The sequence below is a fragment of the Simplicispira sp. genome, assembly GCF_028687295.1.
Taxonomy (GTDB): Bacteria; Pseudomonadota; Gammaproteobacteria; order Burkholderiales; family Burkholderiaceae_C; genus Simplicispira; species Simplicispira metamorpha.
This window is the reverse complement of sequence record NZ_JAQUAL010000032.1, coordinates 1-25,113: the sequence shown is the minus strand read 5'-3', so window position 1 is coordinate 25,113 and position 25,113 is coordinate 1. Positions and strand designations below refer to the sequence as shown.

The window sequence follows — 25,113 nt, the reverse complement described above, 5'->3', positions numbered from 1 at the left end:
TCAAAGTCGGCCCAGGTCAGCAGGGTGTCGCAGCGCAGGGGGCTGGCGGGGTCAGCGCTGGCAGGATCGGTGGTGGTGTCTGGGCCATCTGGGGGCGCCGTCGTGGTGTCAGCGCCTGCGGTGGCGGCGGCAGACAGGTCGGCGTCCGCAAAGAGGTCGCTGGTCAGGTTATCGCTGGGCTTTTTAGCGGCTTTTTTGGGGGTGGGTGCGGGGGCGGCCTGGGCCGGTGCAGCGCCCAGCGCACTGGCCAGGCCCTTGAAACCGTATTGTTGGTAAAAATCGCGCAAGGCGCCCGTCTGTGGTGCGCCTACAGCTATTGAATCCATAGCAGGCAGGCCGGGCACATGGCCGTCCAGGTCGCAGTCGGTTTTGATGGTGACGAGCTGGCGCGCCGTGGGCAGCCAGCCCAGCGCGCCGCGCAGGTTCTCGCCCACCACGCCTTTGATCTCACCCGCACGGGCCACCAGCGCGTCCAGCGAGCCGTATTCCATCAGCCACTTGGCCGCCGTTTTGGGGCCCACCTTGGGTACGCCGGGCACGTTGTCCACGGTGTCGCCCACCAGCGCCTGAAAATCCACCATCAGCGCGGGCGGAACGCCAAACTCGGCCGTGACGCCGGCCACGTCGCGCTTTTTGCCGTTCATGGTGTCGATGATGGTGATGTGCTCGTTCACCAGCTGGCTCAGGTCTTTGTCGCCGCTGCTGACGATCACGTCAATGCCCTGGCGCGCTGCCGCCACGGCCAGCGTACCGATCACGTCGTCGGCCTCCACGCCCGTGATGGCCAGCACGGGCCAGCCCAGCAGGCGCACCACTTCATGGATGGGCGCGATCTGGGCGCGCAGGTCGTCGGGCATGGGTGCGCGCTGGGCTTTGTACTGCGGATAGAGGGCGTCGCGGAAGGTGGGGCCCGAGGCGTCAAACACGCAGGCGGCGTAGTCGGCCTGCACTTGCTTGCTCAGCGCCTGCATCATGTTGACCATGCCGCGAATGGCGCCCGTGGCGGGGCTGTGGGGGTCGCCGGGCACCGCACGCAGGTCGGGCATGGCGTGGTAGGCGCGGTAGAGGTAGCTGGAGCCATCGACCAGCACCAAAGTCTTAGGTTTGCTCATGGCGGCGATTGTGCATGGCGGCGCTGGCCCCGTGCAGGCGCCGCCTACAATCGCGCCATGCGCGCTGCCCCCCACCCCCTTTACGCCCTTTTGCTGCTGGCTTTTGCCACGGCCCCTGCCCTGGCCCAAAATACAAGCCAAAACGCCCTGCAAAGCCCTGCTGATGGGCGCGAGCAGCTATCAAACCAAGAGCAAAATGCGCCGCGCCAGAACCAGCGCACCGAGCGCATCCGGGTGGAAGACGGCGGCAGCCGCGTCGATGAGCTGCGCATTGGCGGCCAGACGCAAAGCATTACGGTGCAACCCAAGGTGGGCGACCTGCCCGCCTACGAGGTGCAGCCCTCCGATGGCGTGCGCAACCGCAGCCAGAACGGCGCTGAAGCCACCACCGGCTCGCGCGTCTGGAACGTGATGAAGTTCTGACGCACCGGCCCTGTGCCCCCTCCTGGCTTCGCACCTTCCGGGGTGCGATCTTTTTTGCCCCTGATTTTTTTGTTGTGTTCTGAGCGATGGCCGTATTTACCAAAGTCTCCCTGAAAGAGGCGCGCGAACTGCTGCGCCGTTTGCACCTGGGCGAGCTGCAAAAGCTGCGCGGCATCGAAGGTGGTATCGAAAACACCAACTACTTCGTCACCAGCGACCAGGGCGAGTTCGTGCTGACGCTGTTTGAGCGCCTCACCGCCGAGCAGCTGCCGTTTTATCTGCACCTGATGAAGCACCTGGCGCAGGCGGGCATCCCCGTGCCCGACCCGCGCGCCGACCAGCGCGGCGCCATCTTGCACACCGTTTGCGGCAAACCCGCTGCCGTAGTCAACCGCCTGCCCGGCCAAAGCCAGCTGGCACCGCAGGCCGCGCACTGCGCCGCCGTGGGCGACATGCTGGCGCGCATGCACCTGGCCGGGCGCGGCTACGAGCGCCAGCAGCCCAACCTGCGCGGCCTGCCCTGGTGGAACGAGACCGTGCCCGTGGTACTGCCCCACCTCACGCCTGAACAAGCCGATCTGCTGGGCGCCGAGTTGGCTTATCAAAACCACATTGCCGCCAGCTCGGCCTATACGGCGCTGCCGCGTGGCCCGGTACACGCCGACCTGTTCCGCGACAACGTGATGTTTGACGGCGAACAGCTCACAGGTTTCTTCGACTTTTACTTTGCCGGTGTCGATACCTGGCTGTTCGACCTGGCCGTGTGCCTGAACGACTGGTGCATTGACTGGGCCACAGGCGCCCACCACGCCGAACGCGCCGGTGCCATGCTGCGCGCCTACCAGGCCGTGCGCCCGCTGGCTGCAGCCGAGCGCCAATTGATCAACGCCATGCTGCGCGCGGGGGCACTGCGCTTCTGGATTTCGCGGTTGTGGGACTATTACCTGCCGCGCGAGGCTTCCATGCTCACCCCGCACGACCCCGCACACTTCGAGCGCGTGCTGCGCCAGCGCATTGCGCACCCGCTACAGGCCTGAGAGGCTGGAAACCCCACCATGAAACTCCACATCGTCCCCGCCAGCACCGGCATCACCTGGGTCAAGAGTGGCATCGCCGTGTTCCGGCGCCAACCCATGGCCATGGCGGCACTGTTCTTCATGACCATGGCGGCGATGTCGCTGGCCTCGGTGGTGCCGTTGATCGGCCCGGCGCTGGCGCTGGCGCTGCTGCCCTCGGCCACGCTGGCGATGATGGTGGCCTCGGCAGAGGCCATGCAGGGGCGCTTTCCCACGCCAGCGGTGCTGCTGGTGGCGTTTCGCACCGGACGCCAGCGCCTGAACCACATGCTGGTACTGGGTGCGCTGTATGCGGGGGGATTTCTGGCGGTGATGGGCATATCGGCGCTGGTCGATGGCGGCGTGTTTGCCCAGGTCTATCTGGGCGGCGAGACCATGACGCAGGAGATCGCTGAAAACGAGGACTTCCAGCACGCCATGTGGGTGGCCATGGCGCTGTACCTGCCGCTGTCGCTGCTGTTCTGGCACGCGCCCGGCCTGGTGCATTGGCATGGCGTACCGCCAGTGAAGAGCCTGTTTTTCAGCATCGTGGCCTGCGTGCGCAATTTCGGCGCTTTTGTTGTCTTTGGTCTGGGCTGGCTGGCCGTGTTTGCACTGGGCGGCGTGCTGATGAGCCTGGTCTCGGCGGTGCTGGCGGTGCTGGGGCTGTTCAGCGCCGGGGCCATGGGCGGCTTGATGGTCGGTTTGGCCATGGTGATGGCGGCCATGTTCTTCAGCTCCATCGTCTTCACGTTTCGCGATTGTTTCGCGGCACCCGACACTGCCTCCCCCACCCCTGACGCACCTACATCGCCCTGAGCGTTCTCGCGGCCTGCCCTGCCTTTTGCACGTGCGGGCCAGCGTCAGACCCCTGCGCCAGGGTGTGGCGCACTGCACGCCAGCGCCAGCACATAAGGGGGCGCCCCCACCGGGAGTGCATCTGGCGGCACAGGCAGTTGCTCCAGCACGGCAGCGTTCAGGTGCAGCTCCCGGGCTGGCGACCACTCTTGCAAACCGAGGCCCAGGCATTTGCTGCGCGCCTCCATGGCCGCCCAGGCGCGGGCAAAGTCCTGGTCGCGCTGTCCACCGGCCACCTCCGCCAGTTGCTGCGCCACCCGATCGCCCAGGTACAGACGCGCCAGCGGCTCCCAGTCCGGCAGGGGCTGCACCACCGCCAGATCAATGCCCAGGCGCCCCCCGGCACACAGCCCGATGGCCACAACGCCGGGGGCATAACCCATGCTGATCGACAACGCCAGCCCTTGCCAGCGATCAGCTACCGTGGGTGCCTGACCGGGCACAAACACCAGCGCCACCTGCTGCGGCGCCACGCCCAGGCACTGCGACAGCAAGCGCCGCAGCGCCTGCCGGGCCAGGGTGCGCACCTGTGCCTTTGTCTGTGGCTGTACGCCCGGCACGGCCAGCAACCACACCTCCGGGCGCTGCGCCACCAGGCCGGGCGGCTCACCTGGCTGGCGCAGCACGGCTGGCAACCGCATCAGGGCCGCCAGGACTGTGCGGGCGACCCGGCCCAGGCGGTATCGGCGGGCAGCGCCTCGCCTTTCATGACCAGCGTGAGCGGCCCCAGCAGCACACCATCGCCCAAGGTGGTGTCGTAGAGCACCGTACTGCGGATACCCACCGTGACCCGCGCACCGATGCGGATGCGGCCAATCTTCATCACCCGGTCTTCAAACAAATGCGTCTGCGGGCCCGACCAGGCGTTGAATTCGCTGTGGTCGCCCATCTCCACGCAGTCAAACTCAGTGATGTCGGTGGTGTCCAGGTACACATCGCGGCCAATCTTCACGCCCAGCAGGCGCAGCATGGCAGGCAGCATGGGCGTGCCGCGCAGGTACTCCAGAAAGTTGGGCACGGCCACCGACTCGTACATGCTGGTCAGCGCCTCGCTGATCCAGACAAAGGGCGTCCACATGGGCACGGCCCGGGGCTGGTAGCGCCCCACCATCAGCCACTTGAGCGCCACCACCAGCAAAAAGCAGCCCACGCCATACAGCAGCCCGCTGACACCCAGTGCCACCACCAGCGCCAGCCACTGGCCCGCTTCGGCCAAGGGCATGACAGCGCTGATGATGACGTAGCCAGCCCCAATCACCAGCGCCAGCGGCATGACGATGCGCAGCGCCTCCACCAGCGCGCGGCCCAGGCGCCGCCACACCGAGGGATGGAAAGTGAGCTCATCCGGAAAACCCGCCAACCGCTCGCGCGAGGGCAGATGGACGGCGGGCGAGCCCACCCAGGTCTGCCCCGACTGCATGTGCGCGCTGGGGGGCGCTTTCGATTGCACGCCAATGAGCACATCGGGCGGCAACGTGGTGCCATCGGGCACATAGGCACCGTTGCCGACAAAGCTGCGGTCGCCAATCACGGTGTAGTCAATCGACATCCAGCCGCCGTCGATTTCCTCATCGCCCAACATCACGGCATCGGCAATGAACGTCTCGTGGCCCAGCGTGAGCATGTCGGGAATCAAGCCCATGGCGGTAGAGATTTCGGCGTTGCGGCCAATTTTGGCGCCCAGCAGCCGATACCACAGGGGCGCATACACCGTGGCATACACCCCGTGCAGCACATGCAGGCTGGCCACCTGAATCTGGTTGGCCAGCCATTTGCGGCAATACAGGTTGCTGTGTACCGGCCAGCTGCCCGGCTGCAGGCGCGGCAGTGCCAGCCAGCGGATAGCAGCAGAAATGAGCGCCGTACCCACCACCAGCAAGGCACTGGCGGGCACGGCCAGCAGGGCGTACTCAAACACCGCCAGCACGTAGCCGTGCGCTTGCAGCGAGGGCTCCAGCACCTCCCCTTCCAGCGCGTCGATCAACGCAAAGGCCGGAAAAATCGGCAGAAAAAACAGCACCGACGTCAGCGCAGCACCCGCCGCAAAGAACAGCGACTCGCCGATGCGGCGCAGCCGCGTCACCGGGGGGCGTGGCGGGCGCGGTGCCACCGGCTGCTGGCGCACCCAGCGCGCGGGCGAACCGTCCCAGACCTCGCCCTCTGCAATGCGCCCGGCGCGGGCCAACGCGGCCAGCCCTTCGAGCCGACCCTGGGGCGCAATGGCGGTATCGCCCTCCATCACAGCGTAGGAGCCGACGTAGGCCTCAACACCAATGTCGATGGCGCCCACCACCAGTTCGCCGCGCTCGACGCGCACGTTTTCCAGGTTGACGTTGGCGCCCACGCTGGCGCCATCGCCAATGCGCAGCAAATGCGGCTGGCGGATAGTGACCGAGCCGATCACCACATCGGCGCCGATGTGCGCCCCCATGGCGCGCAGGTAGCTGTTGTAGAGCGAGGAGCCAGACAACAAATAGGCCGGGGCCACCTGGTGCAACCGGTCGGCCAGCCACCAGCGAAAGTACACCGCGCCCCACAGGGGGTAGCGCCCGGCGGCAATGCCGCGCAGCAGCACCCGGCTGCTGGCCACGGCCACCCCCAAGCTGAACAGGTGGCTGGCCAAAAACACCAGCACCGACGCCAGCACCGCGCGGGCAACGCTGTCGCCAGGCTCGCCGGTGTAGTAGTGGTAGGTAAAAAAGGGCGCCAACCAGTTCATGATCTGCAAGATGATCATGAACGGCAGGGTCAGTGCCTGCGCCACCCCGCACAGCCAGCGGCGCGTGCGGGGCACCAGGGTAAAAGGGGGCAGTGCCGCCCCGGTGTGGGCGGCACTGCCTGCCGCCATGGCCGCGCCAATGGCACCCAGGCGGCGCTGGCGGTACACATCGTTGACCGTCATGTGCGCAAAGCGCGCATCCTGGCGCAGCGCCGACACCAGCCGCGCTGCCAGCAGCGAATGGCCGCCCAGGTCGTCAAAAAAATCAGCGTTGCGCCGAATCGGCAGCCCCGGAAAAAAACGCTCCAGCGCAGCAAACAGCGCGGCTTCGGCATCGGTCTCGGGCGTGTCTGAATCGACTGCGTGGTCGGCCACCTCCATGGGCAAGGCACGCAGGGCTTTGCGGTCGATCTTGCCCGAGGTCAGGCGCGGGATGGTGTCCACCACCTCAAAGTGGCTGGGCACCATGTAGGGCGGCAAGGCGGCGCGCAAACTGGCGCGCAATGGCGCCACCTCCACCTGTGCGCCCGCACTGGCCACGATGTAGGCCACCAGTTGCTCTATCTCGCTCACCGGCTTGAGCACCACCGCCGCCGTACCAACGGCCTGTTGCTGGCTCAGCACGGCCTCGATCTCGCCCAGCTCGACGCGAAAGCCGCGCACCTTCACCTGGTCGTCCACACGGCCCAGGCATTGCACCTGGCCTTGCGCATCAATGCGCGCCAGGTCGCCGGTGCGGTACAGGCGGGCCTCGTGGGGCTGCTGCATCCAGGGGTTGGGCAGAAATTTCTCGGCGGTCAGCTCGGGGCGGCCCAGGTAGCCCTCGGCCACACCGGGGCCGATGATGCACAGCTCACCCGTCTCACCGGCGGGCAGCAACTGCAATTGGGCATCGACCACCAGCAGGCCGTAATTGGGCAATGGCTGGCCAATCGTGACCGGCTGCCCCGCGTGCAGCGGTGCCAGGCTGGCCGACACCGTGGCCTCGGTCGGCCCGTAGGTGTTGAAAACCTGGCGTGTGGGCGTGGCCCAGCGCTCGACCACGGCCTGCGGGCACATCTCGCCGCCCAGGTTGATGAGGCGCAGCCCCGGCACATCGCTGGCAAACAGCGCCAGCAGGGTCGGCACCGCATGCAGCACCGTCACGCCCTGCGCGGCCAGGGCACGCGGCAAGGCATCGGGGTCGGCGGTGATCTCTGCCGGGGCAATCCACAGGGTGGCTCCCACCAGGTAGCTAATCCAGACTTCCTCAAACGACATATCAAATGCCACCGAGAAGCCCTGGTACACCACGTCATCAGCGCGCACACCCAGCACGGCGTTTTCGCTGCGCAAAAAGTGGCAAATCGCCCCCTGGCTGATGGGCACGCCCTTGGGCTTGCCGGTGGAGCCGGAGGTGTAGATGACATACGCCGGGTCTTGCGGGCTCTGGCCGCTGCGGCGCAACAGCGCGCCAGTGACGGGTTGCCGCAAATCGCCCAGCCCCCACACCGGACAAGGCAATGCCACCAACTGCGCCTGCAAGCACTGGCCGGTGACGATGCCCACGGCCCGCGCGTCTTCCAGGCACACGGCCACGCGCTCGGCGGGCGCATCGGCGTCGAAGGGCAGCCAGGCGGCGCCCGTTTTGGCAATGGCCAGCTGGCTGACCAGCAAATCCACGCCCCGGGGCAGCCACAGGCCCACGATGTGCCCTGGCCGCACGCCGTGGCCGATCAGGTGGTGCGCCATGGCGTTGGCGCGGGCATCCAGGTCGCCGTAGCTGATGCGCTCGTGGGCGCAGATCAGCGCGGTGTGGTCTGGCTGGCGTGCAGCGGTGGCCTCAAAGATGTCTGCCAACACTTCATCGCGCAGCAAATCCGGGCGAAAAGGGCCCCTCAAAACCATGGAGCAACCTCATTTTTCTAAGCCTGTGGGCGCTGCACGGGTAGCCAGCGCGAAAAATCCCGCCATCGCCCCAAAACGATGGCGGGAACCAATATCTGATTGTCGCCAAGAAGCCGCTGGTTCGCGTGCGCCGTGCAAGCCGCCCACGCAAAAAGCCTGCCGACGCCAGGCCGACAGGCTTTTTTCGAGCAGCTTGCGGGGCCAGCGGCCCCGCCCCACTAACCGTCAGAGGCCAATGGCCCCGCCATCCTTGCGCGTAACCACCACGGTGGCCGAGCGCGGACGCTGGGTGGCCGACGGGTTGGCCTGGCTGGCAGGCCAGCGGCTGCTGGGGCTGGCCAGGCTGCCGTCTTCACCGGGATGCTGCACGTTGAAGAACAAGGTCTTGCCATCGGGAGTGACGGCAATGCCGGTGATCTCGCAGTCTTTGGGGCCTACCAAAAAGCGGCGCACCGTATCAGCCGACGCATTGGCACCCTTGCGGGTGGCCGTGCCGCCGGCGGCAGTGGCCACACCACCGTCGCCCACCTGGCCAGGCACAGCGGCCAGCATCATGCAGTTGGTGACGTCGGTGTAGGCGCCATCGTCGGTCTGAATCCACAGCAGGCCGCGCGGGTCGAAGTACAGGCCGTCGGGGCTGGAGAAATCGTTCACTGCCGTCAGGCCCGACAGGTTGACGTTGGCCGCCGCGTCCGCCTCGGCACCAAACAGGTAAATATCCCAGGCAAAGGCCGTGGCGGCCACGCTGCCTGCGTTTTCACGCCAGCGGATGATGTGGCCGTGGGGGTTGCCCTTGTTGGTTTTGGTGGTGCCGTCGGCGTTGGTGTAGTTGTCGCTGTAGTAGCGCGGGTTGGCCGCATCGGGCTTGAGCTGGCTGCCCGTGGGGCTGGCACCGGGGTCCACGCGGTTGCTGTTGTTGGTCAAGGTCATGTAGGCCTCGCCATTGAGCGGGTTCACCGCGCCCCATTCCGGGCGGTCCATCTTGGTGGCGCCCAGCTTGTCGGCAGCCAGGCGGGCGTGGGTCACTACATCACCCTGGTCAGCAAACGGGTAGGCCGCGTTGCTGGCATCGAGGCCGTTTTTGCCGTAGGTGAGTTCCAGCCACTGGCCCGTGCCGTCGGCGTTGAACTTGGCCACGTACAGCGTGCCTTCGTCCAGGTATTTGGCGCCAGCGGCCATGCCACCGTTGACATCCTTGGGGTCCCACACGGCTTTGGAGACAAACTTGTAGATGTACTCGTTGCGCGCATCGTCGCCCATGTACATGACGATAGGCTTGCCCGCCACGGCGGGTGCGGGCCAGGCGCCTTCGTGGTTGAAGCGGCCCAGGGCGCTGCGCTTGGCGGGCGTGGAGGTGGGGTTGAAGGGATCGATCTCGACCACCCAGCCAAAGGTGTTGGCGATGTTGCGGTAGTCGTCGGTGGCGGCAGCGCCCGTCACTGACGACGTCCAGCGCACAAACAGGTCGTCGGTGCCTGCGGTGTCCCACAGGTAGGGGCTCTTGCGGTTTTCAGGCAGGCCGTAGCGCTTGAGGGCCACCACCTCTTTGGCATCGCGCTGGGCATCGTCGCCAGCGGCGCGGCCCACCACGTTGAGCCAGTTTTCCTCGCAGGTGATGTACGTGCCCCAGGGCGTGTAGCCGTTGGCGCAGTTGTTGTTGGTGCCACGGGTTTTCAGGCCATCGGGCGAGAACTTGGTCTTGACCAGCGCATTGCCCTTGACCGGGCCGGTGAACACCATTTCAGTGGCCGAGGTCACGCGGCGGTTGAAGCGCGAGCCGCGCACCATCACCATGTCGTTGCCGGCGCTGCGCTTGACTTCGACCACGCTGATGCCGTGGGCGTAGATTTCTTTTTCCACTTCCGAGGGCACGCGGGTGGCGCCTTTGGTCATGCCGTTGGGGTGCAGGGCATAGGGCGCCACCACGTACTCGTGGTTGACGGCCAACAGGCCCCGGTCAGAGCGGTCGGCGTTGAATTTGCCGTCGTCCGAAAGGCCAAAGTAGTACATGCCATCGTGGCCATCGCCGATGCGGCGGTTGTAGGAATCGGCGGTTTCGCTGCCGTCGTCTTTCCACGACTCCTCGCCAAACTGCAACGGATCGCCCAGCGCGTGCAGGATGCTGACCTGGTAGCCCTCGGGCACGGTCACCAGATCGTTCTTGTTTTTGGCCACGGCCTTGAAGCCCAGCTGGAGCGGCGCGGGGGCATCGTCGCTGCCGCCACCGCAAGCGCTCAGGCTCAAGCCGCCCAACAGCGCAGCCGCCGTCACACTCATGCCCCCCTTGAGCGCCTGGCGGCGGCTCAGCTGCACGGCGATCAGCTCGTCCATGTGCAGGTTGGTGGAGGGGTTGACGATTTCGTTGTCGTCGTAGGTGCTGGGTGCTGTCATGAAGGCTCCGTAGGGAATGGATATAAACCCCTGGCATTCTTCAAGCCCACTGTGACAACAGCGTGAAATGCTCAATCCACCACGGTGAGCTTGGCCACGGCCAGCGCCAGCCATTTGGTACCGTGGCGCGCAAAGCTGACCTGGGCGCGCGCATCGTCGCCCGTGCCCTCGATGGCCAGCACCTTGCCTTCACCAAACTTGGTGTGGAACACGTTGGTGCCCGCACGCAGGCCGTGCGCGGGCGCGGCCTTCTGGGGCGGCACGGGCGGGCTGGCAAAGGTGTCAGATTTGAAGCCAAATCGGCCTCCAGCGCCCGCAGAATAAGCGCGATCAGCTCCTGAATCAGGAGCAAATTTGCCAAACCCCGGGTGCCGTGGCGTGATCCACTTGAGCGCGCCCTCGGGCAGCTCGTCAAAGAAACGGCTTTGGGTGTTGTAGCGCGTCTGGCCGTGCAGCATGCGCGTTTGCGAGTGGCTCAAATACAGCCGCTGGCGCGCGCGGGTGATGGCCACGTACATCAGGCGGCGCTCTTCTTCGATGCCGCCCCGGTCGCCCAGGGCGTTCTCGTGGGGGAACAGGCCGTCTTCCAGGCCGCCGATGAACACGGCGTCAAACTCCAGCCCCTTGCTGGCGTGTACGGTCATCAGCTGCACCGCGTCCTGCCCGGCCTGGGCCTGGTTGTCGCCCGCCTCCAGCGCGGCGTGGGTCAAAAACGCGGCCAGCGGCGAGAGGGTTTCGCCCGTGTCCACGTCCACCATGCCGGGCACGGCGGCGCTCGCCAGGGGCGCGTCCCGCAGCGGCGCATCCACATCCAGACCCTGGCTGGCGGGGCTTTGCGTGAGCGGCGCGCCGTGCTCGTCCAGCGGCAGGGCCACGGCATCGCGGCCAAAGCCCTCCAGGGTGACAAAGCTCTCGGCGGCGTTGACCAGCTCTTGCAGGTTCTCGATGCGGTCTTGGCCTTCTTTTTCGGTGCGGTAGTGCTCGATCAGGCCCGTGGCGTCCAGCATGCGCTCAATGATGCTGCGCAGGTTGTGCCCTTGGGTTTGCTCGCGCAGCACATCCACCAGGGCCACAAACGCGCCCAAATTGGCACCCGCCTTGCCGGGCACGGTGCTGACAGCGTCGTGCAGCGAGCAGCCCGCAGCGCGCGCCGCGTCTTGCAGCACCTCGATGCTGCGCGCGCCAATGCCGCGCGGCGGAAAGTTGACCACGCGGGCAAAGCTGGTGTCGTCGTGCGGGTTCTCCAGCAGGCGCAAATAGGCCAGCGCGTGCTTGATTTCAGCGCGCTCAAAAAAGCGCAGTCCGCCGTACACGCGGTAAGGAATGCTGGCATTGAACAGCGCCGATTCAATCACCCGGCTTTGCGCATTGCTGCGGTAGAGAACAGCGATTTCCTGGCGCGCCAAGCCGTCGTTTTTGACCAGCTGCTTGATTTCATCGACCATCCAGTGCGCCTCGGCGATGTCGCTGCTGGCCTCGAACACACGCACCGGCTCGCCGGGGCCCTGGTCGGTGCGCAGGCTCTTGCCCAGGCGCGCGCTGTTGTGGCTGATGAGGTGGTTGGCCGCATCCAGAATGTTGCTGTAGCTGCGGTAGTTGTGCTCCAGCTTGATCTGGCGCTGCACGCCAAACTCGCGCACAAAGTCAGCCATGTTGCCCACGCGCGCGCCGCGAAAGGCGTAGATGCTCTGGTCATCGTCGCCCACGGCAATCACGCTGCCGCGCGCCTCCAGATGGCCGTCCACCTCCTCACCCGCCAGCTGCTTGAGCCAGGCGTATTGCAGCTTGTTGGTGTCCTGGAACTCATCGACCAGGATGTGGGCAAAGCGGCGCTGGTAGTGGGCACGCAGGGGGTCGTTATCGCGCAGCAGCTCGAAGCTGCGCAGCATCAGCTCGCCAAAATCGACCACGCCCTCGCGCTGGCATTGCTCCTCGTAGAGCTGGTACAGCTCGACTTTCTTGCGCGCATCAGGGTCGGTAGCCACCACATCGCGCGGGCGCTGGCCTTCTTCCTTGCAGCCCGCGATGAAGTATTGCAACTGCTTGGGCGGAAAACGCTCGTCGTCCACGTTGAACTGCTTGCACAGCCGCTTGATGGCCGAGAGCTGGTCTTGCGTGTCCAGAATCTGGAACGACTGCGGCAGGCCCGCCGCCTGGTGGTGCGCGCGCAGCAGGCGGTTGCACAGGCCGTGGAAGGTGCCGATCCACATGCCGCGCACGCTGAAGGGCAGCATGGCCGAGAGGCGCGCCACCATCTCTTTGGCCGCCTTGTTGGTGAACGTGACGGCCAGAATGCCGCCGGGCGTGGCCAGGCCGTTTTGCAGCAGCCAGGCGATGCGCGTGGTGAGCACGCGCGTCTTGCCCGAACCGGCACCGGCCAGGATGAGCGCATGGCCCGCTGGCAGCGTGACGGCAGCGAGCTGCTCGGGGTTGAGGTGGGCCAGCAGGGGCGATGCGGCAAGCGCAGCCGCAGGGGCCGCCGATGGCGCCGGGGCGCCAGAAAACAGGTCTTGAGGGAGCATGCAGGCATTGTAGAAAGTGCGCCCGCATCGGGGCGCGTGCGCTGGCGGGCGCAGGCCCTCAACGCAGCCTGAGCCGCACAAAAATATAGTCAAAATGGCTTCAAAGGCAATATCGACGGGCGCTAGCAGCTATCAAAAAATGAGTTATCAAAACACCTCCTACCAGCGCTGGCATGCCAGACTCCCGGGCTGCTGGGGCCGGGGGCGTGGGTAGAATCAGCCACCGGGCCCAAGTTTCTTGCAGCCCGGTTTTTTGTGCCTGCGCGATGCAGGCCAAACCGGCCTCCAGACCAAGCGCCCCATCGCCACAGAAATCGTTCTGTGGCGCGCCTTCTCAAAGGAGCTTGGAATCTCATGGAAATCTTCGACTACGACAACATCCTCTTGCTGCCACGCAAATGCCGCGTCGAAAGCCGCGCCGAATGCGATGCCAGTGTGGTGCTGGGCGCGCGCAGCTTTCGCCTGCCGGTGGTGCCCGCGAACATGAAGACGGTGGTGGACGAAAAAATCTGCACCTGGCTGGCGCACAACGGCTACTTCTACGTCATGCACCGCTTTGACTTTGACAACGTGCAGTTTGTGCGGGACATGCAGGCACGCGGCCTGTTCGCCTCCATCTCGCTGGGCGTGAAACAGCCCGACTACGACACTGTGGACCAGCTCGCCGCAGCGGGCCTGGTGCCCGAATACGTCACCATCGACATCGCCCACGGCCACGCCGACAGCGTCAAGGCCATGATCGGCTACCTCAAGAAAAAGCTGCCCGCCAGCTTTGTGATTGCGGGCAACGTGGCCACCCCCGAGGCCGTGATCGACCTGGAAAACTGGGGCGCCGACGCCACCAAGATCGGCATCGGCCCAGGCAAGGTGTGCATCACCAAGCTCAAGACCGGCTTTGGCACGGGCGGCTGGCAGCTGTCGGCGCTGAAGTGGTGCGCGCGCGTGGCCACCAAGCCCATCATTGCCGACGGCGGCATCCGCCACCACGGCGACATCGCCAAGAGCATCCGTTTTGGCGCCACCATGGTGATGATCGGCTCGCTGCTGGCTGGCCACGAAGAATCGCCCGGCCAGACGGTGGAGGTCGATGGCAAGCTCTACAAAGAGTATTACGGCTCGGCCTCTGACTTCAACAAGGGCGAGTACCGCCATGTCGAGGGCAAGCGTATTCTGGAGCCGGTCAAGGGCACCCTGGCCGAAACGCTGGTAGAGATGGAGCAGGACGTGCAAAGCTCCATCAGCTACGCGGGCGGCAAAAAGCTCATGGACATCCGCAAGGTGAACTACGTCATCCTGGGCGGCGAAAACGCCAGCGCCGACCTGATGGCCTGATGGCCCCATCGCTGCCCGCCACCACCCTGCATCCTTGCACCTCGCCCGAAAGCTCTCGCGCATGACCACCACCGATACCGACACCGTTGCCACTGAAACTGCGTTCCAGCCGCTGCACATTGCGGTGTTGGGCACCGGCATGATGGGCCTGCCCATGGCACATCGGCTGTGCGCAGCAGGCCACCACGTGCATGTCTGGAACCGCACCCGCGCCAAGGCAGAGCCGCTGGCGGCAGCGGGCGCCACGGTACATGACCACGCGGCCGACGCGGTGCGCCACGCCGACATCGCCATCAGCCTGCTCGAAAGCGGCCCGGTGGTGGAGCAGGTGCTGTTCAGCCAGGGCGCGGCGCAGGCCCTGCGGGCGGGCAACCTGTTCATCGACATGGCCTCGATCCAGCCCCGCGAAACCCGCGCACATGCCGAGCAGCTGCAAGCGCAGGGCGTGGCCTGCCTGGACGCGCCGGTCTCGGGTGGCACCGTGGGCGCCGAGGCAGGCACGTTGGCCATCATGGTGGGTGGCCACGCCACAGACTACGAGCGCGCCCTTCCCGTCTTTGCCGCACTGGGCCGCGCTACGCACGTGGGGCCGCATGGAGCGGGTCAGCTGGCCAAGCTGGCGAACCAGATGATTGTCGGCATCACCATCGGCGCTGTGGCCGAGGCCCTGCTGCTGGCTGCCAAAGGCGGTGCCGACATGGCCAAGGTGCGCGAGGCCATCAGCGGCGGTTTTGCCGACAGCCGCATCCTGCAAGTACACGGCCAGCGCATGCTGGAGCGCGACTTTGCCCCGCGCGGACGCGTGGGTGTGCAGCTCAAAGATATGCGCAACGCTTTGGCCACCGCCCAGGAGCTGGGTTTTGACGCCCCGGTGACTGCATTGCTCGAAAGCCTGTACGCCCAGGCCGCCGCGCATGGCCTGGCCGATCTGGACCAGAGTGGCCTGTTCGTCGAGCTGGCGGGGCGCAATGGAATGCAGTGATTTTTGAAAAATTTTTAGCACTCATTGGAATCTGGCAAAAAAATTGGTGCATAATTTGAGTCTCTGTTGCAACACAGAAACTTTTTCAAAGTGGGGTTCTTAGCTCAGTTGGTAGAGCAGCGGACTCTTAATCCGTAGGTCGAGTGTTCGAGTCACTCAGGACCCACCACCCACATCAAGAAAAGCCTGCTATCACATAGATAGCAGGCTTCTTTGTTTATTCCCACCGTGGGAATATCAAGTCCCGCAGAGCATCCGGCGCGGACAGCCTGAAAGTTCCCGGCATCGCTCCGCCGCGTGCGGTCAAGCCTATGGCGCATCATGCCGTGCGCACGAGCAACGTCACCGATCGGAATCGACCTATTCCGGTCATCAGCTAAGAACGGTTGAGGAACTGCATTGCAGCGCTTCCAGTCCTTCGGTCGGGGCGGCCGAACTCACCCTGTCGACAGCCTTCCGGTCATAGCCCTGCCCATTCCAGAGCCAGAAGAAGGGGTTCTTCAAAGGGCGTAGCAGTCATTCGAAACGACTGGGTGCGACTTCATGGAACCAAGCCGCGGTTAGCCAGCCGCCTCAGCGATCTATTGAGCCACGCTTTCGACCCGTGGTTCCTTGTGCACTGGCGAATTTGTAATCCGGAGTGGCCATTCAAGCACAAGCTCTCAAACCTCGTGGGTGCTTAGATCTCCCATCTGGCAAGATGCATACCCATCACCGCATGACAGCACGGAAATAGACACGGCTATGATTTTCCCTCCGCCCGACACCACCGCATCAGCCTTGGCGCTGTTTGCCGGGGCCTCGACAACGCCCGCTGAGCGACGCTCAGCGTTGACTGCACTGATTACAGCCAAGGTATTACCCAAGCAGGCTGACGATCCGGCAGTGTTAGCTGGTCGCGCCCATCTTTTGGCGCAGATTCATGACGCCGCTGAGCCGGGCCACCGTCTGTTGGCCATTGCCGAGAGCATTCGACTGGGCCAAGTTGTGAAACGCTGGGCCAAAGAGATCGCCGAGTGGCTACGTCCCGCGTTTGTTGCGGAATTGCCTGAAATGCAGTTGCTGACAGAGGCCGACGATCGCCTTAACTTAGCACGAGCCTGTGCGCAGATGTCTGCGCCCTGGCTACCAACCTATCTGGCCGACTCTATCGCCAACGAAGAAACGGGAGAAAAAGCGCGCGCAGAGATGATCGCGGCGCTACTGGACCGATCGACCAATCTCGGCGAGGCGCTGCGCACCCTAGTTACTGCATTCGAGGCACTTCGGCCCAGCACAGAGGCCCCCGGCGACACGGTAGCACGGCGTCTGACACGAACACTGTCCGCCCTGCGCGATGCCCTGCTGGAGAGCGAACTGGAGGCAAGCGAAAACCCGGGCAAGGCACTTTACGAGCTGCTTGCAATACCGCTTTCGACTGTCGGCAGACCGCAGGAAGACAAGGTGCAGCTGGATCTGTCGCGCGAGGCCCTGCTGACTGTCCATGACATAGTTCGCACGCGGATCTCTGTGGTGGCCGATCCGCAGATGTACCGCGTGGTGGACTACTGTCGCAAGCTCTGTGGCGGGCGTTCTTGGCCCGACGAGTTGAGGAAGCCACTGGAACGCCTGATCACCGACGTGACCGAGGCCCTGGTGCTACTCGGTCGTCAAGGTCAACATGACCAAGCGCTGCTGGCGCAGTTGGACGTGTTGTGCAATCACCCCGAGCGCGCCCGCTCTGTGGCGCGAGATCTGGCGGCGCGACATCCGGAGGTACATGAGGACGTGCGTTACTGGTTGGAGCACGGTCGCATGCGCGTCACTAGACAATCTAGCGAATCGGCTATCGAGGCAGCAGCTAGCAACGCTGACGAGAGCATCGGCCTGGCCTTGCAGGCTGCCCGCCAAGCCCGTTTGCTGGGCGATAGCCTGCGCGAGCCACTGGCCTCGAATCTCGAAATCTACGAACCCGGCCTAGCACCCGCCGCGCAAGAGCTATTGAGCCGTGTGCAGGTGCTGGCCGTACAGGTGGAGCAGGCCGCGAGCCTGCGTGGTCTAGGCCTGTACGGCACGCCGGGTGAGCTGGTGGAGATGTCGACCAAGTTCTTCACCGTGGTGGGCGAATCGCCCCGTCAGCGAATGATCGTCAAGCAACCCGCAGTCGTACGCAAGCGGCCAGATGGGAGCGTGGGCGATGTGGTGACCAAGGGGCTCGTCGAGTAACGACGGGCGTTGGATCGAATTCAATCAACGGATCAATCGTCGAGGAGGAACAATTGGACAAGAAGACCGCAGCCATACTGCTTGCCAGCCTGATGGAACGGATCGAATGCGATCAGACCATCGGCACTGTTTCATCGATGGAGCGCCAGGCGCTGCAAGTCGCGCTTAAGGCGCTTGATGTCGAACTAGAACCCGCTGCGACATCGCACCCCACTCTGAAGCCGGCAAATCCGACCTTGGTACGGAGCGGCGCAACGAATGGTGCTGTGCCGCCACCGGATGCCGGTGTTCCAATCCTCGTCGCCGAAACACCTGCGGCACCGAGCGCAGCCGTTTTGTTGCCGAAAGTGTCCCTCGTTCTCAAGTCCGTCGAGCGCGAAGAAGTCACTGACCCGAATGTGTTGATGTGCCTGGACTTCGGCACAGCGATGTCGAAGGCCTTCGCCACCGTGTTTCCAAACCAGTATTTGTATCTAGAACTCGGCACAGAGGCGGGTAAGCAAGGCTACACCTTGCCCTCGTCCGTCTTCATCGGTGACGACGGGAGGGCCTATTTCGGCTTCGAGGCCATCGAGATGAGCCAGGATCTGGTCGAGTCAGGCCGGGAACGGTTGGACTCGATCAAAGGCTGGCTGAGCCTGCGGCGCGAAGGCAATCTGGATGGCGAGTCCTGTGTGCTGCAAAAGGCCATGAACCCCACCAACTACAAGCTGACCCAGGGAGACATGATCCGCATCTACCTCGCCTACCTGACCGACATGGCGGAGAAGTCGCTGGCATCTCAGGGCATCGAGGAACCGCGACATGTGAAGCGCCGCTTCGCGCGCCCCTGCTGGCCGGACGCGGCCCAAGCGCAATGGGCCGACAAGCTGATGCGCACAATGATGGCGGAGGCGCAAATCCTGGCCGACACATTTAGCGACCGTTGGTCTAGTGGCATCGACGTTGCCGAACTGAAGAGTGCCATCGACCAGATCAAGTCCCTGGGCAAACGGCCGGACTACCTAATCGACGAGGGCGTACCCGAACCCGTAGCCGTCGCAGCCGGCGCCATTGCGGACAGCGAGAATCTGCGCGATGCCTTCATGGTGGTAGATGTGGGGGCTGGCACGACTGACTTCGGGCTCTTCATCTCGACGCGCAAACATGATGATGAACTGCGCGTTTTCCAGGTTCCAGCCTCCATCCAGGGTCTGATGCAGGCTGGGGACAAAGTGGATGGCCTGCTGCGCGGATTCATCGCAGGCCGGGAGGCCATCGACCCGAGCGACACATCGGGCAGGCTCATCCTAGCGGATTTGACGCGCAAAATTCGGCGGCTCAAGGAGGCCTTATTCAAGTCAGACCAGTTGGAGTACGCGTTGGCAGACGGCACCGTGGGCAAAATCCAACTGAACGAATTCCTGGCCGACGAGAAGGTGATGCGCTTTGGCCAGGCCGTGGAGACGGGATTCAAGAAGGCCCTTGAAGCCGTGGACGAGACTTGGTTGCGCTGGCTGGCCATGGACGGCGTGCGCCTGCATGTGGTACTGACGGGCGGCAGCTCGCCATTGCCAATGATGCAGGCACTTGGCAATGGTCCAATCGACGTGAAGGGCCACCGCATCCTTCGCAAAGCAGTGGATCCCACGCCCGCGTGGATGAAGGGCATGCCCGACGAGCTGTTGAATGTTTACCCGCAGCTTGCTGTTGCCATCGGGGGGGCCGCAGAGGCCATGCCTGAAACCCTGACAGCCCCGCCTATCTTCGGTGGCGGCGGGCACCGATCTGCCTATGTCGCGGGCCATCTGCATATTTCAGGAAGTTGAGCGATTAGCGCTCAGGATCTATAGCGCCAGTTTACTACTATGCAATAGGCCGGTCGTTAGATCCCGGGCTCTGGCGCTATCGATCGAATGACAGGTTGCTGAACATTCGAACCACTGCCCTGTCGAATGACTGGCGATGACCGAAGTGGCCACTCGGGCCGTCGGCGACGAATGACTCAGATCAGCCTGAAGGAGTCCCACGGGCGGCATCCGCGTAGGACAGCTCACGGCCGTTAGGAGCCGAATACGGGGGAACACAAACACGCTGTCAGGTAGTCATATCGTCGGACTGGGTGTTCAGAACAACCGAACTGTGCAGGTGCAGCACCACTTTACCCCCACCGTTAAGCACCCGAATCAACAGGCTCAAACTTGAGCCCGTTGAATCGATGGTTGAAAACTCAGCCGGGGCCAGCATGGCTCAGTTGTGAGCAGTGCTGACCCCGCTCCAGCTCACTCTCCCGTGGCAAACCGCCCCACGTCCATCGCGTCCCGCCGCTTGATCGGCAAATAGACACCGTCCTGCGCCTGCTCAATCCGCTTGGTGCGCATGCGCACGCTCTGGGCCAGCTGCATGGGCTGGATGCGCCGGCCGGGGTTCTTCTCGTTGAACTTGGCGATGTCCGCCCGGGCGTCCGCCTTGCCCTCCTCGTCCCCGGCCATGGCCGCCATGGCGAACTGTTCCACCAGAGAGCTGCGCCGCGCCTGTATCGCCCGGTCGTGCGCGACGATGGCGCTCTTGCCCTCGAAGGAGTTGCGCACGCTCGATGGCGAGAACCCAGCGGCTTGGCCCAGCAACTCGGCCGCATCCACCTCGTCCTGCACCACGATGCCCGACTTATCGCGCACCCCCTCAGTGCCATAGCGCAAAGCCTTGAGCGGGCTGCGCAGCGCGGTGGGCATCATGGTTTCCAGGCCGCGCACATACCGGCCCTCGCCCATTTCCTCCACGCCCTTGAACAAATTCACGACGATACCGGCCACCGGTCCGAGCGCCGCCGCCATGGCCGACTCACCCAGGCGCTGACCCTCCAGCCCTTCCTGGATGTCGGGCAGGATCAGCTTGTCCAGCCCCACCCGCCCGGAAATGTCCCACGGCGTCAGGCGCGACAGGCCATGCGACAAGACCTCGGCAGGCTTTTGCCCAAAGGTGTCGGCCAGCATGTTCTGCAAGGCCACCTGGGCATCCCACGGTTCGTCATCATCGCCGCCCAGCATCGAGGCCGCCGCCAGCAGCGTGGTCACCATGGGCAGGCCCAGAGCACCAGCGGCCATGCCGTGCATGGTCAGCAGCCCGCCCAGCGCCTTGCGTGCCTGGGCGCGCTCCTGGGGGGTGGCGCCCTTGAGCGACTGCTGGGCGTTGCGCACCAGGGTGTAGACCATGTTCTGGCCATACTGTTTGAACAGCAGCAGCACCCGGGCGGCATTGCCCTGCATGACACGCGGTCGGTTGTTGGAGCTGTAGTCGAAGTGGCCGTCGTAGGTCGCCTGCACCGCCTGGGTGTAGGCCGCCTTGTTGTCGGCCCCGGTTTCACGCGCCAGTCGGTAGGCCGCCACGAATGTGACCTGGCGGTTGAACTTCTCGGCGTGGTGGAACATGAAGCTGGCGGCACGCATCACCGGGCGCAACTTGTACGAGACGTTCTGATCCTCGCCCTGTGCGATACCAGCCAGGTCGTGGGCCATCGTGACATCAATGACGCCTGAGCGCACCGCCTCGTCATAGGCAGCTTTCTCATCAGCACTCAGGGAGCTGGTGATGTCGTTCTTGCCGCGCGCTGCCTCGTGGCTGGCCTTGAGCAGCGCCGCACTGGACTTTCCAAAACCCCAGCGGGCACCCATGATGGGATAGGCCACCAGCACCGTCTGCGTCAGGTTGACCATGGCTGAGGCAGGCGAGAGGCCCAAGTGGAACATGAAGCCCAGGCTGGTCAGCGCTGTCGATAGAGAACTGCTCTTGGGGTTCATGGCCGATTCGTGGCGCTTGACCATCTCGCTCACCACATCCTGCGCCCTGGGTTGGTCAAAGCCGGGAGAGTTCGCGCTTTCGTCCACACGGCGCTGCATCTGGGAGAGCTCATCCTGTAGGCGGTCGCTGTAGCGCAGCTTGGCCAGGTAGCTGGCGCCATGGAAGACGTTTTGCGCAAAGGCTCGGCGTGCGTCCTGGCTGAAGCCTGCCGTGCCCTTGCGGTGGATGCCATGCTTGGCCCAGGACAGATCCGGTAGCGACGACAGGTAAAGCTGGCCCAGCGCGTCTTCAAGCTCGGCGCGCTGCTTGGCATCCATGCCCTGCTTGTCCAGCACCCCGTAAAGCTGCTCCATGAAGCCACGCCCCACGGTGTCGCGCTCGGCCACGAACTCCTTGGCCTTGAGCACCTTGCCCACAGTGAAACCTTTGTCCGTCGGGAAGGCAGCCAGCAACTGGCGGCGCGTGGTGTCGGCCTCGGCCATGGTCTCAGCCCGGCTCACGTTCGCCACCTTGCCGTCGGCGCCCTTGACCACCACCACGTACTGGCCGAAGCGGGCCAGTGGGAAGTAAACGCCCTTGATGTGGCCGAAGAACTCTTCATCCATGCGCTTGAGCAGAGCCGCGCGGCGCTCGCTGCTCATCTCGGCGCGCTCGATGCGCTCCTTGATGGCCGATCGCACATCACGCATGTGCTGGCGGTAGGTGTCGCGCGCCCGGGCGTACACCTCCTTCGCTGCGGGCGAGAGCGCCTGGTGCTTGGCGCGCAGCCGCGTCCAATCGGCCTTGTTGTCGCCGTCCACGAAGTCCTTGGACGGGTCGATCTGTGCCAGGGTGGAGTCATGCATCAGTTCGGCCAGAGCGTGCTCGTCGGGCAGCTTCGCCCAATCGGTGGCGAGCTGGTCGGCACCGGCCCCCGCCTCGTTCTTGTCCGCGTCCATGCGCGCCATCAGATCGCTGTAGCGGCGCAGTTCTGGCAGCATGTCGCCGTACACGTCCACCAACTGGCGACGGCCCAGGAACTGTAGGCCCAGGTGGCGAAGATCGGCCGCTTTGAAGGCTGCTTGCTTCTTCAGATCAGTGATGGTGGTGGACTTGATGGCGTCTCCCACACGATCCGCTGGCGCGGCGCGGCTGAACAGGGGGCCTGTATCCAGTGTCAGCAGCCGGTTCAGTTCGCGCGCCACATCAGCCGTTGCAGCCTTGCCTTGCTGCACCGCATTTGATACAGTGGACGCGTCTCCTGAAGTTGTTGCGCTGCTTCGTTCGGATGCTTTTGCATCAACAGCAGATACGCTCGGCTTCAGGAGATTTTCTTTAAGTGCAACGCTGTGCAGGTACATCCGTTGGGTGTTCTGGTCACGATGCACCAGCACAGTGACGATATTGTCCCGCCCAGAAATACGGACTGGGGCAGATATATAGAAGCTCTCTTTTCGGCCATGAGACGCTTGATGCACCAGCGTCCCGCGCTCGATCACATTCTTGACCGCGGCAAAGGCGATCTTCTTGGCAGCATTGGCGCCACCGTGAGCCATCGAATCACGCGCCGACTGCTCGTTCAGTGCCACCTCACCAATCTCCTGGCTGATCGAATTCCCGCCTTGCTGCTTAAACAGGTCAGCGGCCCAGCGCGCCACATCAGCATATCCTCCAGCAGGAGCATCCTCCATGCGCAACACGGCGACAGGCTCACCCTGTAACACCTGGGCTTTTTCGGCATCACTGCGTACAACCGCCCCATCCAGCTCCCCCGCGTGCTCCGGGTTCTCCCGCTGCGCAATGCCAAACGCCAAGTTCACCAAATCTTGGCTCTTAAACGAATCGGGCTTGCGCGTGATCTTGTCCCACACCTGGCGCAGTGCAGCGCGCACCTGGCCCAGCCAGCGCTCCACCGTGCCCTGCGGCGCCACGGCGTTGGGCCTCACGCCCATCTCCAGCGCTACCTGCACCGCGTAGGGGAACAGCTCTTGGGTGGACAGCTCAGGGCCCGACGCCCGAACGCGGCGCGCAGCCTCGTCGTACACGATGCGCTCCATGCTGCCCAACTTGGCCTTGGCCCAGCCGCCCAAGGCGCCGTGCAGCCGGTTCCAGCCGTCCTCGCCCAGCACTGCCGGGCCATGCTTGTGCATCAGCTCGTGGGCCACCACACCCAGCTCATCGCCCTGGAGGATGTTGTCGGCAATCAGGAACACGGTCTTGCTCTTGGGGTCGTAGAAGCCCTGGGCGCGGCCAGCGTCTCCCGACGCCTCCATGCCTGTGGGCCCAATCAGCGGCTCCCAGTCCTGCTTGATCTCTGCGGACGTGGCCACCACGATGCGCCCCAGCCGGTTGGGCAGCAGCCCCAGGCCGTTGACCAGCTCGCGCACCGCAGCGCGCACCGACTCCTTGGTGGCCTGCTTGGGCGGACTGCCCAGCGCCAGGATGGCGCGGGCGAGGTCGGGGGACATGGGCTCGTCGGCGCGGGCATAGTTGGCAGCATCGTCCTTCAGCGCTACACTGGCGCTGCCGCTTTGGCCCCAGGGAGAAGGGGAACTGCTTTTATCGGCAGTTGGCGCGCTGGTCCCGGCGCGCTCCCAGAGCGGTTCATTTAGAGAATTCTCACCCCGAGCGATGGGGGCATCCTGACCGGACACATCATCAGGATTGCCAGCATACGGGGGCTGCTGTCCGGTGGCAGCCGAGCGGGGTTCGCTCCCGCTCCAGAGAATTTTTGCCCCCTTGCTCTCCTGCTTCTCCAAATAATTACGGCTGGCCGGAAATGCCGTATTCACCCGATAGAAGTCGCCTTCTTGTGCAGCTTCCAGTTGGACGAACATGACATCGCGTCGCCCGGTAGAAACTGCTACCAGCAATTGCCCACCCTTGGATGCCTGTAACACCTCGTTGAAGCCGTTGGCAATGTGGGCCACAAAACCCTGAACTGACGCAAACCCCGCATTGCGAATTTGGTTACCGTGGTTGGCCTCAATGTGCGCCAGTCCCCACCCCGTTCCATCGGCATTCTGCACACCCTGCTGCAACCGGATTACCCCCGCCTGGCGCCGCATGGCCTTGCCCATCTCGGGCGTGATCTCGCCGTAGTCCAGGCCGCCATCGGGGGCAGGCACGAAGTCCTGCGGCCCCGGGACTGCACGGCTGAACATCGCCCCCGCCCCCTGCGCATCTGCTCCTGAATCAGTAGCTGCCTGCGCAGGCGTGGCGCGCGCTGCACCCTCAGCCATGCGCGCACTGGGGAACTCGGCAACCTGGGTCAGCACATCCCGAATCGGGGCTTTCAAACGGATGACCTTCACCGGCTCGCCCGCAGCACGCTTGGCCAGCCATTGGTGGTGCCCATCCACAACATGGCCATCTGAGGACGCCAGAATCGAGCGCTCTGAGCCCTGGAACTCGCGCGCCTTCTTGACCTTGCCCGGCGCAAACTCAGCTTGCGTGGGCTTCAAATCGTTGGCAGGAACCTCGCCCGCAGCACTGTCGATGCCGCGTGCCTTCAGGAAGTTGACCAGGGCGCCTCGGTGTTCGGCCTTGATCTGCGGCATCTGTGCGCGGGCAATGCCCAGCGTCCCGGTCTCCGGCGCAAAGGCGCTCCACTCCTGGTCTATTGGGCCGGAAGACAGGTCTGCACCGTCTTGCGCCGCGCCAGTTTGCTGTGCATCTACAGCGTCCACCTCGGCCACGATCTGGGCCAGCCGTTTTCCCTTGGGCTCCAGTCCCAGCGCGAGTGCCACGCGCCCCGCCTGGATGGCGTTTTGGCGCCAGGTAGGGTGGCGCGCTACTGCGGCGGCTGTGGCTTGCGCGGGCGCTTCTGACTGTTGCGGCGCAGCTTGCTGGGCTTGATCGGCTTGAGGGC

General features: G+C 64.5%; 13 protein-coding genes and 1 tRNA gene. 8 read left to right on the top strand and 6 right to left on the bottom strand.

Annotated features, from left to right (window positions below; translation table 11 throughout):
• On the bottom strand, nt 1-1,112 hold a 1,112-nt coding region (locus PHX69_RS05745; protein ID WP_288042775.1), incomplete at its 3' end, for a 5'-3' exonuclease.
• 57 nt (nt 1,113-1,169) lie between these two features.
• Between PHX69_RS05745 and PHX69_RS05740 the strand changes: the two genes are divergently transcribed.
• The 3 genes from PHX69_RS05740 (at nt 1,170) to PHX69_RS05730 (ending at nt 3,409) form a co-directional block, all read left to right on the top strand.
• Nucleotides 1,170-1,535, top strand: a complete 366-nt coding sequence (locus PHX69_RS05740) for a hypothetical protein (RefSeq protein ID WP_288042774.1) — start codon at nt 1,170-1,172, stop codon at nt 1,533-1,535.
• Nucleotides 1,536-1,621: 86 nt separating this feature from the next.
• Complete coding sequence (locus PHX69_RS05735; RefSeq protein ID WP_119011933.1) at nt 1,622-2,572, top strand: homoserine kinase; 951 nt, start codon at nt 1,622-1,624, stop codon at nt 2,570-2,572.
• 18 nt (nt 2,573-2,590) lie between these two features.
• Nucleotides 2,591-3,409, top strand: coding sequence for a BPSS1780 family membrane protein (locus PHX69_RS05730; protein WP_119011934.1), 819 nt, complete (start codon nt 2,591-2,593; stop codon nt 3,407-3,409).
• Between the two features lie 44 nt (nt 3,410-3,453).
• Here PHX69_RS05730 and PHX69_RS05725 read toward each other — a convergent pair whose 3' ends face one another.
• The 4 genes from PHX69_RS05725 to PHX69_RS05710 form a co-directional block, all read right to left on the bottom strand.
• Entirely contained in the window at nt 3,454-4,089 is a 636-nt protein-coding gene (locus PHX69_RS05725; protein ID WP_288042772.1) for a 4'-phosphopantetheinyl transferase family protein, read from the bottom strand.
• Nucleotides 4,089-8,054, bottom strand: a complete 3,966-nt coding sequence (locus tag PHX69_RS05720; protein ID WP_288042771.1) for a Pls/PosA family non-ribosomal peptide synthetase — start codon at nt 8,052-8,054, stop codon at nt 4,089-4,091. Before PHX69_RS05720 ends, PHX69_RS05725 begins: the two co-directional genes overlap by 1 nt.
• A 225-nt stretch (nt 8,055-8,279) precedes the next feature.
• On the bottom strand, nt 8,280-10,445 hold the full coding sequence (locus tag PHX69_RS05715) for a PhoX family protein (RefSeq protein ID WP_288042770.1): 2,166 nt from the start codon (nt 10,443-10,445) through the stop codon (nt 8,280-8,282).
• Nucleotides 10,446-10,516: 71 nt separating this feature from the next.
• Nucleotides 10,517-12,967 carry a UvrD-helicase domain-containing protein gene (locus tag PHX69_RS05710; RefSeq protein WP_288042769.1) on the bottom strand — a complete coding sequence of 817 codons (2,451 nt, stop codon included), beginning with the start codon at nt 12,965-12,967 and terminating at the stop codon, nt 10,517-10,519.
• A gap of 354 nt (nt 12,968-13,321) precedes the next feature.
• On the opposite strand from PHX69_RS05710, the gene PHX69_RS05705 reads away from it, so the two are divergent.
• The 5 genes from PHX69_RS05705 to PHX69_RS05685 all read left to right on the top strand — a co-directional run bounded on the left by PHX69_RS05705 (nt 13,322) and on the right by PHX69_RS05685 (nt 19,294).
• Nucleotides 13,322-14,299 (top strand): GMP reductase, encoded by a 978-nt coding sequence (locus tag PHX69_RS05705; RefSeq protein ID WP_119011938.1) that lies wholly within the window; start codon nt 13,322-13,324, stop codon nt 14,297-14,299.
• Nucleotides 14,300-14,360: 61 nt separating this feature from the next.
• On the top strand, nt 14,361-15,281 hold the full coding sequence (locus tag PHX69_RS05700) for an NAD(P)-dependent oxidoreductase (RefSeq protein WP_288042776.1): 921 nt from the start codon (nt 14,361-14,363) through the stop codon (nt 15,279-15,281).
• 93 nt (nt 15,282-15,374) lie between these two features.
• A tRNA-Lys gene (locus PHX69_RS05695) sits at nt 15,375-15,450 on the top strand.
• Nucleotides 15,451-16,025: 575 nt separating this feature from the next.
• A complete protein-coding gene (locus PHX69_RS05690; RefSeq protein ID WP_288042766.1) occupies nt 16,026-17,486 on the top strand; it encodes a hypothetical protein in 1,461 nt (486 codons plus the stop codon).
• A 53-nt stretch (nt 17,487-17,539) separates the two neighbouring features.
• Nucleotides 17,540-19,294, top strand: a complete 1,755-nt coding sequence (locus PHX69_RS05685) for a hypothetical protein (RefSeq protein ID WP_288042765.1) — start codon at nt 17,540-17,542, stop codon at nt 19,292-19,294.
• A gap of 453 nt (nt 19,295-19,747) precedes the next feature.
• On the opposite strand, the gene PHX69_RS05680 is transcribed toward PHX69_RS05685, so the two are convergent.
• A complete protein-coding gene (locus PHX69_RS05680; protein WP_288042764.1) occupies nt 19,748-24,991 on the bottom strand; it encodes a PLxRFG domain-containing protein in 5,244 nt (1,747 codons plus the stop codon).
• Nucleotides 24,992-25,113: the final 122 nt, after the last annotated feature.

What these genes read in the sequence shown, in the direction of transcription:
- PHX69_RS05740 (WP_288042774.1), top strand. Translation starts at nt 1,170, where the DNA reads ATGCGCGCTGCCCCCCACCCCCTTTACGCCCTTTTGCTGCTGGCTTTT.
- PHX69_RS05735 (WP_119011933.1), top strand. Translation starts at nt 1,622, where the DNA reads ATGGCCGTATTTACCAAAGTCTCCCTGAAAGAGGCGCGCGAACTGCTG.
- PHX69_RS05730 (WP_119011934.1), top strand. Translation starts at nt 2,591, where the DNA reads ATGAAACTCCACATCGTCCCCGCCAGCACCGGCATCACCTGGGTCAAG.
- PHX69_RS05725 (WP_288042772.1), bottom strand. Translation starts at nt 4,089, where the DNA reads ATGCGGTTGCCAGCCGTGCTGCGCCAGCCAGGTGAGCCGCCCGGCCTG.
- PHX69_RS05720 (WP_288042771.1), bottom strand. Translation starts at nt 8,054, where the DNA reads ATGGTTTTGAGGGGCCCTTTTCGCCCGGATTTGCTGCGCGATGAAGTG.
- PHX69_RS05715 (WP_288042770.1), bottom strand. Translation starts at nt 10,445, where the DNA reads ATGACAGCACCCAGCACCTACGACGACAACGAAATCGTCAACCCCTCC.
- PHX69_RS05710 (WP_288042769.1), bottom strand. Translation starts at nt 12,967, where the DNA reads ATGCTCCCTCAAGACCTGTTTTCTGGCGCCCCGGCGCCATCGGCGGCC.
- PHX69_RS05705 (WP_119011938.1), top strand. Translation starts at nt 13,322, where the DNA reads ATGGAAATCTTCGACTACGACAACATCCTCTTGCTGCCACGCAAATGC.
- PHX69_RS05700 (WP_288042776.1), top strand. Translation starts at nt 14,361, where the DNA reads ATGACCACCACCGATACCGACACCGTTGCCACTGAAACTGCGTTCCAG.
- PHX69_RS05690 (WP_288042766.1), top strand. Translation starts at nt 16,026, where the DNA reads ATGATTTTCCCTCCGCCCGACACCACCGCATCAGCCTTGGCGCTGTTT.